The 11,202-nt window shown below is 58.2% G+C and carries 15 protein-coding genes; 10 read left to right on the top strand and 5 right to left on the bottom strand.

Features of this window, described 5'->3' with window-relative positions; translation table 11 throughout:
• Nucleotides 1-5 precede the first annotated feature (5 nt).
• The 3 genes from ACMGF8_RS26735 to ACMGF8_RS26725 all read left to right on the top strand — a co-directional run bounded on the left by ACMGF8_RS26735 (nt 6) and on the right by ACMGF8_RS26725 (nt 2,070).
• Nucleotides 6-611, top strand: a complete 606-nt coding sequence (locus ACMGF8_RS26735; protein ID WP_102860887.1) for an arylesterase — start codon at nt 6-8, stop codon at nt 609-611.
• Nucleotides 612-667: 56 nt separating this feature from the next.
• The gene (locus ACMGF8_RS26730) at nt 668-961 is read left to right on the top strand and encodes a hypothetical protein (protein ID WP_007931378.1); all 294 of its coding nucleotides are present in this window, start codon (nt 668-670) and stop codon (nt 959-961) included.
• A gap of 134 nt (nt 962-1,095) precedes the next feature.
• Nucleotides 1,096-2,070: a L,D-transpeptidase family protein gene (locus ACMGF8_RS26725; RefSeq protein ID WP_207166345.1), complete on the top strand. Its 975-nt coding sequence runs from the start codon at nt 1,096-1,098 to the stop codon at nt 2,068-2,070.
• A 127-nt stretch (nt 2,071-2,197) separates the two neighbouring features.
• On the opposite strand, the gene oprI is transcribed toward ACMGF8_RS26725, so the two are convergent.
• Entirely contained in the window at nt 2,198-2,449 is a 252-nt protein-coding gene (oprI, locus tag ACMGF8_RS26720) for an outer membrane lipoprotei OprI (RefSeq protein WP_003448337.1), read from the bottom strand.
• Between the two features lie 633 nt (nt 2,450-3,082).
• Here oprI and ACMGF8_RS26715 point away from each other — a divergent pair.
• Entirely contained in the window at nt 3,083-3,364 is a 282-nt protein-coding gene (locus tag ACMGF8_RS26715; RefSeq protein WP_011062548.1) for a GNAT family N-acetyltransferase, read from the top strand.
• 61 nt (nt 3,365-3,425) lie between these two features.
• Here ACMGF8_RS26715 and ACMGF8_RS26710 read toward each other — a convergent pair whose 3' ends face one another.
• Nucleotides 3,426-4,502 (bottom strand): 3-deoxy-7-phosphoheptulonate synthase, encoded by a 1,077-nt coding sequence (locus tag ACMGF8_RS26710; RefSeq protein ID WP_016967428.1) that lies wholly within the window; start codon nt 4,500-4,502, stop codon nt 3,426-3,428.
• Nucleotides 4,503-4,642: 140 nt separating this feature from the next.
• Nucleotides 4,643-5,077 (bottom strand): PilZ domain-containing protein, encoded by a 435-nt coding sequence (locus tag ACMGF8_RS26705; RefSeq protein WP_102860889.1) that lies wholly within the window; start codon nt 5,075-5,077, stop codon nt 4,643-4,645.
• On the opposite strand from ACMGF8_RS26705, the gene ACMGF8_RS26700 reads away from it, so the two are divergent.
• The 5 genes from ACMGF8_RS26700 (at nt 5,076) to cysB (ending at nt 9,031) form a co-directional block, all read left to right on the top strand.
• Nucleotides 5,076-5,462: a thioredoxin gene (locus ACMGF8_RS26700; RefSeq protein WP_207166344.1), complete on the top strand. Its 387-nt coding sequence runs from the start codon at nt 5,076-5,078 to the stop codon at nt 5,460-5,462. The genes ACMGF8_RS26705 and ACMGF8_RS26700 overlap by 2 nt on opposite strands.
• Nucleotides 5,462-6,418, top strand: coding sequence for a putative 2-dehydropantoate 2-reductase (locus tag ACMGF8_RS26695; protein ID WP_102880445.1), 957 nt, complete (start codon nt 5,462-5,464; stop codon nt 6,416-6,418). The genes ACMGF8_RS26700 and ACMGF8_RS26695 overlap by 1 nt, the downstream gene beginning before the upstream one ends.
• A 25-nt stretch (nt 6,419-6,443) precedes the next feature.
• Complete coding sequence (locus ACMGF8_RS26690) at nt 6,444-7,349, top strand: 5'-nucleotidase (RefSeq protein ID WP_102860892.1); 906 nt, start codon at nt 6,444-6,446, stop codon at nt 7,347-7,349.
• Nucleotides 7,350-7,444: 95 nt separating this feature from the next.
• Nucleotides 7,445-7,945 (top strand): universal stress protein, encoded by a 501-nt coding sequence (locus ACMGF8_RS26685; protein WP_102860893.1) that lies wholly within the window; start codon nt 7,445-7,447, stop codon nt 7,943-7,945.
• Nucleotides 7,946-8,056: 111 nt separating this feature from the next.
• A complete protein-coding gene (cysB, locus tag ACMGF8_RS26680; RefSeq protein WP_102860894.1) occupies nt 8,057-9,031 on the top strand; it encodes an HTH-type transcriptional regulator CysB in 975 nt (324 codons plus the stop codon).
• Between the two features lie 6 nt (nt 9,032-9,037).
• On the opposite strand, the gene ACMGF8_RS26675 is transcribed toward cysB, so the two are convergent.
• Nucleotides 9,038-9,520, bottom strand: coding sequence for a GreA/GreB family elongation factor (locus ACMGF8_RS26675; RefSeq protein ID WP_102860895.1), 483 nt, complete (start codon nt 9,518-9,520; stop codon nt 9,038-9,040).
• A 2-nt stretch (nt 9,521-9,522) separates the two neighbouring features.
• Nucleotides 9,523-9,918 (bottom strand): hypothetical protein, encoded by a 396-nt coding sequence (locus tag ACMGF8_RS26670; protein ID WP_207166343.1) that lies wholly within the window; start codon nt 9,916-9,918, stop codon nt 9,523-9,525.
• Between the two features lie 124 nt (nt 9,919-10,042).
• Between ACMGF8_RS26670 and earP the strand changes: the two genes are divergently transcribed.
• On the top strand, nt 10,043-11,176 hold the full coding sequence (gene earP / locus ACMGF8_RS26665) for an elongation factor P maturation arginine rhamnosyltransferase EarP (protein WP_207166342.1): 1,134 nt from the start codon (nt 10,043-10,045) through the stop codon (nt 11,174-11,176).
• Nucleotides 11,177-11,202 lie beyond the last annotated feature (26 nt).

The following is an 11,202-nucleotide window of genomic DNA, read 5'->3' as shown; positions in this document are numbered from 1 at the left end:
ATCCGATGCGTGTATGGTTTTTGAGTGCCGGCCTGGCCTTGATGTGCATGGCCCAGAACGCAGCGGCGGGTACGGTCCTGATCGTGGGCGATAGTATCAGTGCGGCTTTCGGCCTGGATACCCGCGAGGGGTGGGTGGCTCTGTTGGAGAAGCGGCTCAAGGACCAGGGTTTCACCGACAAAGTGATCAACGCCTCGGTCAGTGGCGACACCAGTGCCGGTGGCCTGGCGCGGCTGCCGCCGCTGCTTGCAGAGCATAAGCCTGAGGTGGTGATCCTCGAGTTGGGCGGCAACGATGGTCTGCGCGGCCAGCCGCCTCAGCAATTGCAACAAAATCTTGCGTCGATGATCGACAGTGCCCAGGCCAGTGGTGCCAAGGTGCTGCTGTTGGGCATGCAGTTGCCGCCCAACTATGGTGTGCGCTACACCCAGGCGTTCGCTCAGGTTTATGGCCAGTTGGCCAGTGACAAAAAGGTGGCGCTGGTACCGTTTTTTCTTGATGGGGTCGGTGGTCATCCCGAACTGATGCAGGCAGACGGTCTGCACCCTGCAGCAGCGGCTCAGGACAAGTTGCTGGAAAATGTCTGGCCGACGCTAAAACCGCTGCTTTGACGCTTTTCTAGTGGCAGTGTTTCGGCTAATGTGGCGCCCCCGATTTGGAGCCCCCGATGCCGCGTCCCGCCTGGTCACTGTTTGCCTATCAACTGATCGAGCCTGATGAACAGCTTGACCTGTTCGCCTGCCAGGAAGTTCGAGTGCATCTGGTGACGCGTCAGCTGGAGTTGGGTGGTTCTGCCGATCGGACCTTGTGTGGCACTTTGTTGCCCGCGCAGCCGCGCTGGTCGAGTGTGGATCGGACGATTTTCCAGGATCAACGACTCTGCCCTTTGTGCCGGGCAATCCTGGAGTCGCAAAAGCGCGGCACTCCGCCGATCTGGCCGGAGTTGCGCTTCGAGCTGTAGGCGGTCGATAGCGGACCGTTTCGACAGGGATTTCATGTGCCTGCGCTTGTGTCTCCCGCTTGGCTCCCGCAGCCAGGGGGCGGGGTGTACAATCGCGTTTCTATCACTCGTTTTTCATGCGAAGGATTATCCGGATGTTGCCGCGTCTCCCCGTCGTCACCCGCTGCCTGACACTTGCCGCATTGTGTGTGGCCGGTCCCGTTGCAGCATTGGAATTGCCTCTACCGCCGCCCGGTGAAGATATTGTCGGTCAGGTGCAGGTGATCAAGGCCAAGTACGAAGACACCTTCGCCGACCTGGGCACTGCTCATGACCTGGGGTATCTGGAGATGGTGGCGGCCAATCCGGGAGTCGACCCCTGGTTGCCGGGGGCGGGGACCGAGGTCATCTTGCCCACCCGTTTCATCCTGCCTCCCGGGCCCCGTGAGGGCATCGTGATTAACCTGGCGGAGTATCGTCTTTACTACTTCCCCAAGGGGCGGAATGTGGTTTACACCTTCCCGTTGGGCATTGGGCGCGAGGGTTGGGGGTCGCCGATCGCTCATACCAGCATTACTGCGAAAACCCCGAATCCAACCTGGACTCCACCAGCGTCGATCCGGGCCGAACATGCTGCCGATGGTGATCCGCTACCGAGCGTGGTACCGGCAGGACCGAATAACCCGCTGGGGCCGTTCAAGTTCACCTTGGGCACGCCTGGTTACCTGATCCACGGTTCGAACAAAAAGTTCGGCATCGGCATGCGCACCAGCCATGGCTGTTTCCGTATGCTCAACAACAACGTGCTGGAAATGGCCGGGATGGTTCCGGTAGGAACTTCCGTGCGTATCATCAACGATCCGTACAAGTTCGGTATCAGCGGTGGCAAAGTCTATCTGGAGGCGCATACACCTTTGGATGACAAGGGTAATCCTTCAGTGGTCGACAAGCACACTGCGGTGATCAATGCTTTGCTCAAGCGCGAAGATCTGGCCAACAACCTGCGCATGAACTGGGATGTGGTCAGGGATGTAGTGGCGGCCGAAGATGGCTTGCCAGTGGAGATCGCAATACCGACCACTGCGCCTGCAACATCGTTGTCCAGTGCTCCGTTCGATCTGCAGCAGTAAGGGTTAGAACAACAACCCGTCGAGACCTGCCGGTGTCGACGGGTTTTTTATTGTCAGTGGAAAATCCCAGGCAATAAAAAAGCCGATCCAAAAAATGGATCGGCTTGATAACAATCCCGAGGGACTATTACTTGCGGCTAGCTTTTTCCAGCATACGCAGAGCGCGCTCGTTAGCTTCGTCAGCAGTCTGTTGTGCTTTTTGAGCAGCAGCCAGAGCTTCATCAGCTTTACGATAGGCTTCGTCTGCACGAGCCTGAGCACGAGCTGCTGCATCTTCAGTAGCAGTCAGACGAGCTTCGGTTTCTTTGGATACGCTGCTGCAACCGGTAGCCAGAACTGCGGCCAGAGCCAGAGCAGAGAATTTCAGAACGTTGTTCATCGTGTTCCCCTTCAAGGACTTTCTATTAGTAGCTATCACCTCAGAGTGAGGAAATAGCCGGCGTACATACTACCCATTACTTGTAGTAAGTAAACTGACGTAGCGCAAGAAGCAAAAAAAATTCTAGGCGGTGATTCTTTTTCGAGCAACTTTTTAAGCGATTGTATAAAAAACATTCAGCGGCAAGGCTCTGTCAGAGGGTGCTGGTTGTTTGCCAGCATTCTCCAGGCGCTGTTTCAGAGTCTAGGCTAAAGTGGCCTATATTCTGTCGATGGCACTTTTCTTCAGAATCTGCCCAGCCTTGGCCTATCTTTATCCATCTTGCCGGTGACTTTAAGAAACGGTGCTCGTCTTAAGTTTCAGCATCCGGCGATGTATAGCCTCAACGCATTTTTACACTGGGCCTGACGGTGCTTTCTGCAAGGCTTGCTGAGGGCGTTTTACGTTGATCTGTGACGAGTGTGGCTTGAGCATTTATGCCCAGGGCGCCTACTATTTTGTAACGTGCTCGCGATGTAAGGGGGATGCCTTCTACGGTGGTGTCCGACAGGCACGAGGTGGCGTAAGTTGTTCCTTCGCCGGAAAAACATCGGTAAGGTATGGGTCAGCATTCCAGACCCGCAAGGAGTAGTGATGAGCGAGGCGTTGTCCATCCACCATGACCAGGCTGGTCATCAGTTCGAGACCAATGTGGACGGTCATCGTGCCTACCTGACCTATATGGACCTGGGTAAGCAGACTCTGGATATCTACCGCACCTTCGTGCCCAACGCATTACGTGGGCGCGGCATTGCCGCGGCGTTGACCGAGCAGGCGCTGGAGTACGCCGAGCGTATGGGTTACACAGTGATTCCATCCTGTTCTTATGTAGAACGCTACATGGAACGCCATCAGCGTCACGCAGCAAAGCTCTGATCGGGGCGACCATAAAAAACGCCGGGCTTGGCCCGGCGTTTTTGTGTCTGACGAAAAGGAATCAGCTGCGATCGCGTTTCGGCAATACGTCCTTGAGCTTGGCGTGCATGCTGCGCAGGGTTTTCTCGGTGCTTTCCCAGTCGATGCAGGCGTCGGTAATCGATACGCCGTACTGCAGGTCTGACAGGTCCTTCGGAATCGCTTGGCAACCCCAGTTCAGGTGACTTTCCACCATCAGACCGATGATCGACTGGTTGCCTTCCAGGATTTGGTTGGCAACGTTTTCCATGACTAGAGGTTGCAGCGCCGGGTCCTTGTTGGAGTTGGCATGGCTGCAGTCGATCATGATGTTCGGCTTGATCTTGGCCTTGCTCAGGGCTTGTTCGCAGACAGCGACGCTCACCGAGTCGTAGTTCGGCTTACCGTTGCCGCCACGCAGCACCACGTGGCCGTAGGCGTTGCCTTTGGTGGTTACGATCGATACGCCACCTTGTGGGTTGATCCCCAGGAAACGATGCGGGCTGGATACCGATTGCAGCGCATTGATCGCCACGGTTAGGCCACCGTCGGTGCCATTCTTGAAGCCCACGGCCGACGACAGGCCGGAAGCCATTTCCCGATGGGTCTGGGATTCGGTGGTGCGTGCACCGATGGCCGACCAACTGATCAGGTCCTGCAGATATTGCGGGGAGATCGGGTCAAGGGCTTCAGTGGCGGTAGGCAGGCCCATTTCAGCCAGGTCCAGCAACAACTGCCGCCCGATATGCAAACCGTCCTGAATCTTGAACGAGTCATCCAGGTAAGGGTCGTTGATCAGGCCTTTCCAGCCAACGGTAGTACGGGGTTTCTCGAAGTACACCCGCATTACCAGATAGAGAGTGTCAGAGACTTCCGCCGCCAGTGCCTTGAGACGTTCAGCGTACTCGTGCGCTGCCTTGATGTCGTGGATCGAGCAGGGCCCAATGACGATAAACAGACGGTGATCAGTGCCATCGAGGATGTTGCGGATCACTTCGCGACCCTTGGTCACGGTGCGCAAGGCGGTGTCGCTAAGGGGGATGTCTCGCTTGAGTTGATCAGGGGTGATCAGGGTCTCGTTGGAGGCGACGTTAAGGTCGTTGATCGGTAAATCAGCCATCGTGTTACTCGTCAGGTCACGGGTGCCGGCCGCCAGCGATCCCCGCGCGGCGGAGCACAGCGGATTTGAGCGCGTCGGGGAGCGGAACCTTAGCGCGTTACCCGGTGACTCTACAATGGGCAGACGGCGGTTTTATTGGGCTAAGGCTGCACAAAAGCCTGGTGTACGCGGTCCTCGGAATAGTCCTCTGCGTGCTGCTCGACCCAATTCAGGGCCAGGGCCTCGATGCATTGTTGTTCGCTCTGAGGTTCATGCAGGCGGCAGTATCGGGCGATCTGGCACACCTGTTCGCCCATGCGGGCGCCGAACAGCGTTTGTTCATCGACGAAAGCGATCCCCACCAGGTAGCCACGCTTGCGTTTCAGGCACCAGGCGACATAGCCGTTGTAGCGCGCATTTTCCCCCAGCGTCGGCATATACACCTCTAGTGCGGTGCCGTGGCGCCAGGCGCGGTGGTAATTGCACGCCATGCCACCGAGGCTGATAGTGTGCAACCGCTGACGCGAAATGCAGGCGTATTTACGTAGGGTCAGTTCAACCGGAACATCATCAGGATGAGGCAAAAAACGTCCCATGACCGCAGACTCCGAGTGTCGTCCATTTGACATTGTTTCCCCCAGTATAGTGGTCGAATTGGAACTGACAGACTTCGATATCGACCAGCAATTGCTGGGTCTGGATGGTGTTTCCCTGGTGGTTTTCACCAGCGTTGGCTGTTCCAGTTGCCGTTGGGCGCGGGCGCAACTGCCGGGGCTGGGCTTGCCGGTCGAGCGCTTGTGCTGGGTCGACGCCGCTGACAACGGAGGCGCCGTGGAGCGCTATCAGGTGTTTCACCTGCCGGCCCTGTTTGTGGTGAGCGACGGTGAGTTTTATGGGGCGTTGCAGTCGCGGCTGACGTACAAGGAGCTCACTGAGGGCTTGCGTCGGTCGCTCAATCGAATTCCAGAGGAGTTGCCTTGATGGATGCAGGTCGTAAACCGCGTGTGGGCATTATCGGGACCGGAGCGATCGGAGGTTTTTACGGGGTGATGCTGGCACGCGCCGGTTTCGACGTGCACTTTCTATTGCGTAGCGAGTTTTCGACGGTGGTGGAGCAGGGGCTGCAGGTCAACAGCGCTCAGTACGGGGCGTTGAGCCTGAAACCGGTGCAGGCATACGCCAGCGCTGAGGAGATGCCGCTTTGTGACTGGCTGCTGGTGGGAGCCAAGACCACCAGCAACCTCCAGTTGGCGCCGGCGATCATTCAGGCGGCGGCGCCTGATGCCAAGGTTCTGTTGCTGCAGAACGGCCTGGACGTTGAAGATGGCCTGCGCGCCGTGCTTCCTGAGTCGCTGCACCTACTGGGTGGCTTGTGCTTTATCTGTGTCCATCGTGCGGGTCCCGGCCAGATCGAGCACCAGGCTCTTGGTGCAGTCAATCTGGGTTACCACAGCGGTCCAGCAAGCGCTGATCCGGTGTTGAGCCAGGCTATTGTCGAAGAAGGGGCGGCGTTGTTTCGTGAGGCCGGGCTTGATTCCAAGGTCATGGGCAACCTGCAGCAGGCGCGTTGGCAGAAGCTGGTGTGGAATGTGCCTTACAACGGTCTGTCGGTGCTGCTCAAGGCCAGCACCACGCCGTTGATGGCCGATCCGGACAGCCGCGAGTTGATTCAGAACCTCATGCAGGAGGTGCTTCTGGGGGCCGCGGCTTGTGGTCATGTCATTCCAGATGCCTACGCACAGCAACTGTTCAAGTCCACCGAGCACATGCCCGACTACTGGCCGAGCATGTACCATGATTTCCTGCATCAGCGTCCTCTGGAGTTGGCAGCCATCTATGCCGCACCTTTGGCGGCAGCCAGGGCCGCTGGCTGTGAGCTGCCGAAAATCCAGGCGCTTTACCAGGCCTTGAGTTTCATCGACCGGCATCACGCTTGAGCTGATTACCTGAAGGGGACGGAATATGGCAAATGGCCTGGATGGCAAGCTGGTGGTGGCGATTTCGTCGCGGGCGCTGTTCGATCTGAGCGACAGCCATAAGGTCTATCTGGCCCAGGGGGTCGAGGCTTATAGGCAGTACCAGATCGAACACGAAGAGGAGATCCTCGAACCGGGCGATGCCTTCCCATTGGTGAAGAAACTGCTCAGTCTCAATGCCAGTCTGGGGCGTGCGCGGGTCGAGGTGGTGCTGGTTTCACGCAACAGTGCCGACACCGGCCTGCGGGTGTTCAACTCGATCCAGCATTACGGCCTGGGTATTTCCCGTGCGGCCTTCGTCGGCGGTCGCAGTCCCTATCCCTATCTGGCGGCCTTTGGCAGCGATCTGTTTCTCTCTACCCATGCCGACGATGTGCGCAGTGCTCTGGAGGCTGGGTTTGCTGCCGCGACCATCCTCTCAGGCGGCGCCCGGCGTGCCGCCAATGGCGAGTTGCGCATCGCCTTCGACGGGGACGCCGTGCTGTTTTCCGATGACTCGGAACGGGTCTATCAAACCGGTGGCCTGGAGGCCTTTCAGGCCAGTGAGCAGCAGTCGGCTCGGGAGCCATTGCCGGGCGGACCGTTCAAGGGCTTTCTGGCGGCACTCAATCTGCTTCAGGGCGAGTTTCCCAACGATGCCTGCCCGATTCGCACGGCCTTGGTCACGGCCCGTTCGGCGCCGGCCCATGAGCGGGTGATCCGCACCTTGCGCGAGTGGGACATTCGTCTGGACGAGTCCTTGTTTCTGGGCGGCCTGGAGAAAGCCGCCTTTCTTGAAGCCTTCGCCGCCGATGTTTTTTTTGATGATCAGGCCGGTCACTGCGAGTTGGCCCGCGAGGTGGTTGCCACCGGTCACGTGCCCCACGGCATCAGCAACGAAGCCAGGGATTGAGCCCTAAAATCCCAGGCTTGGCGTCGAACCTCCCACAGTTCCAGGCACTGCTAAGCTGAATCAATCTCCGCCATCTTGGCAGTTGAGGAGGTCATATGATTCGTTCGATGCTGTATGCCACCGACCTCGGTCTGTATGCGCCCTTTGTCATGCAGCATGCCTTGGAGCTGGCTCGAACGTTCAATGCCGACTTACATGTAGTGCACGCAGTGGAACCCATGGGGCTATTTGCCGAATCGGTGTTGCAGAGCTATCTGGATGAGCAATCCTTGAACGAGTTTCACCGCCAGGGCTTGAGCACGGTAATGGCCAATATCGAGCAGCGGGTGCTGGACAGTTTTCGCGAGGAGTTGGGGGAGGGCATGCAGGACCTGACCTTGATCCAGTCGGTGCGGGTGCTTCAAGGGGACCCATCCCAGGTGATTCTGGATCAGGCGGCGAAACTCTCGGTGGATTTGCTGATCGTAGGAAGTCACAGCCACGGGGGCGGTGCGCAAACCCCTTTGGGGCGTACGGCCGCACGGGTTTTACAGCTGGCCAAAGTGCCGGTTTATCTGGTGCCTCTGGTACAGCGTCGGCGTCAGGGGGATGTCTGAGAGCGGAATGGAAAATTCTGAATAAAAGTTCTAGATTTATTCTCCTGACCATTAATATAGTTATATACCGTCGCTGATACCCGTGGCGTCTACCTGCTTTGAGGGATTGATATGAAGCTTCAACAATTGCGCTACATCTGGGAAGTGGCGCACCACGACCTCAACGTCTCCGCTACCGCCCAAAGCCTCTACACCTCACAACCGGGTATCAGCAAGCAGATCCGTCTGCTCGAAGACGAGCTTGGGGTCGAGGTCTTCGCTCGCAGCGGCAAGCATCTGACCCGTGTGACCCCGGCCGGTGAGCGAATCATCACTACCGCTGGCGAGATCCTGCGCAAAGTCGAGAGCATCAAGCAGATCGCCCAGGAGTTCTCCAACGAGAAGAAGGGCACCCTGTCCATCGCCACCACCCATACCCAGGCACGTTACGCCCTGCCGCCGGTGATCAGTAGCTTCATCAAGCAGTACCCCGATGTGGCCCTGCACATGCACCAGGGCTCGCCGATGCAGATCGCTGAGATGGCCGCTGACGGCACTGTGGATTTCGCCATCGCCACCGAGGCGCTGGAGCTGTTCGGTGATCTGGTGATGATGCCGTGCTATCGCTGGAACCGTTGCGTGGTTGTGCCTCAGGGCCACCCGCTGACCAAGCTGCCGAAGCTGACCCTGGAAACTCTGGCCGAATACCCCATCGTTACCTACGTGTTTGGTTTCACTGGCCGCTCCAAGCTCGATGAAGCCTTCAGCCATCGTGGCCTGACGCCAAAGGTGGTGTTCACTGCGGCTGACGCCGACGTGATCAAGACCTATGTGCGCCTGGGGTTGGGAGTGGGTATCGTCGCCAAGATGGCGGTCGACACCAAGCTCGACAATGACCTGGTGGTACTGGACGCCAGCGAGCTGTTCGAGTCGAGCATCACCAAGATCGGTTTCCGTCGCGGTACATTCCTGCGCGGCTTCATGTGCGACTTCATCGAGAAGTTCGCCCCGCACCTGACGCGCGAAGTCATGGCCAAGGCGATTCAATGCCATAACAAGCAGGAACTGGAAGAACTGTTCGACGGCGTTGAACTGCCGGTTCACTGATTACAGCTAGCGGACCTCGGTGACAGTGAACTGTTGCCGGGTCCCCGCCACTACGATCTCCACCTCGTCGTCCTCGAACTTGCCCATCAGGCTCTTGCCCAGCGGTGACCGCGGGGTGATGACGGTCACCAGTTGCCCCACCACATAAACCTTCAAGCCTGCCCCGTCGGGACCAAGAAACAGCCATTGTTCGTGGCCGTTTTCATCCTCCAGCCCCAGCAACGCACCGACCTGGATTCCGGCCTGTGGGTCGTAGGATCGCAAACTCAGATTCTGCCAGAGACTCAATGCCTGACGGATTTCCTCGACCCGCCGAGCCTGGCCGGCCGCCAGGTAGGAGGCTTCCAGCCCCAGGGTGTCGTACTTGTTCTCGGCGATATTCTCTTCGTGAGTGGCGGTTTCGTAGGCGGTTTGCGCAGCGCGCACCGCGACTTCCAGATCCTCTCGGAGCTGTTGCAGAATCAGTTGGCAGACAGACTGTTTATTCATGATCAATTACAGAACTGCAGAACGTTGGCGCGACTCTTTTCGCTGGGCGCTGTCTGGTCCTGTTGCAACCAGAACTGGCATTTGGGATTGGACAGGTTGCGCAGGTTGCTACGAGCGTTATCCAGGGATTGCAACTCTTCGTTCTTGCGCAGGTTTTCCTGATACTGCTCGAACAGCCGATTGGGCGGCTCAGGCGCAACCACCGGCGGCTTCGCCAATTGCTGCACGGCTTGCGCTACAGGAGCCAGTTGCTGGCTGAAGAGAAAGTGCGAGGCTAGCCAGCAGGTCAGGGCAATCGCCAGAAAACCCAGCCACAGGCCCAGGGCAATGCTGCCGCTGAGCGCCAGGGCATTGAAGCTGATGCGCAAGGAGCGACGAGCGGGCGGGCGATAAGACATGGTTGCCTCCTGGCGGGCGATAGTGGGCGAGGGCTGATTGTCGCATGAAGATTAATCGAGGTTGGCTCTTCTGCGCAGGAGCATTTATGCGGACAATCGGCGCCTTTGCCAATCGGGGACTGGAATGAAAGCCTCCTGGGATATTTTTTGCAGCGTGGTCGACAACTACGGCGACATCGGTGTGACCTGGCGCCTGGCCCGACAATTGGTGGCCGAGCATCAATGCACGGTGCGTTTGTGGGTCGATGATCTGCGGGCCTTTGAAAAGATCTGTCCAGAGATCGATTTCCAGCGACACAGCCAGTATCAGGATGGGGTCGAGGTGCGCCACTGGCCGGCCCAGTGGCAGGATGAAGTTGCAGCCGATGTGGTGATCGCTGCGTTTGCCTGTCAGTTGCCCCATGCCTATATGGAGGCGATGGCCGAGCGCCAGCGTGCACCCTTGTGGCTGAATCTGGATTACCTGAGCGCGGAGGACTGGGTCAGCGGCTGCCACGGCCTGCCATCAGTGAAGTTTCGTGGTGTACAGAAGTACTTTTTCTTCCCCGGATTCCAGGCTGGCACGGGCGGCTTGCTGCGCGAAGCCGGATTGCTCGAGCGCCGCCGGCAATTTCAGGCCGATCGCCAGGTCCAGCTGGATTTTCTTCAAGGACTGGGAGTCACTCCCGCCGCCGATAGCCGCTTGATATCACTGTTTGCCTATGAGAACGCCAGTCTTGGTGGTTGGCTGGATGCCTTGGCCCTCGATACGCAACAGACCCATTTGCTGGTGCCCGAAGGGCGCATCCTGGGAGATGTGCAGCGCTGGCTGGGAGACGCGTCGTTGAGTGTGGGCAGCCTGCAGATCCGGCAGTCCCTGACGGTCCAGGTCCTGCCTTTTGTTCGCCAGGAAGATTACGACCGTCTGTTGTGGTGCTGCGATTTCAACGCGGTGCGTGGAGAGGACTCCTTTGTTCGGGCGCAATGGGCCGGGCGGCCGATGCTCTGGCATATCTACCGCCAGGACGAAGACATCCACCTGGACAAGCTCGAGGCCTTTCTCGCCTTGTACACCCGGACTCTTTCACCTGACGCCCAAGCGGCGGTGCGGGCCCTGTGGCAGGTCTGGAATACCGAGGCAGCGATGACCGAAGCCTGGAAAAACCTGCTGCAACACTGGCCCGAAGTCGCCGCGCACGCCGAACAATGGTGTCTGGAACAAGGCTTGCAAGCCGATCTTGCTGCGGCGCTGGTGCAGTTTTACCTAAATTGGATATGATACGCGGCCTAGATTTTTGTAAATCC

This window comes from Pseudomonas sp. BNK-7 (genome assembly GCF_048072025.1).
Lineage (GTDB): Bacteria > Pseudomonadota > Gammaproteobacteria > Pseudomonadales > Pseudomonadaceae > Aquipseudomonas > Aquipseudomonas danubii.
This window is presented reverse-complemented; position numbering and strand designations above follow the sequence as displayed.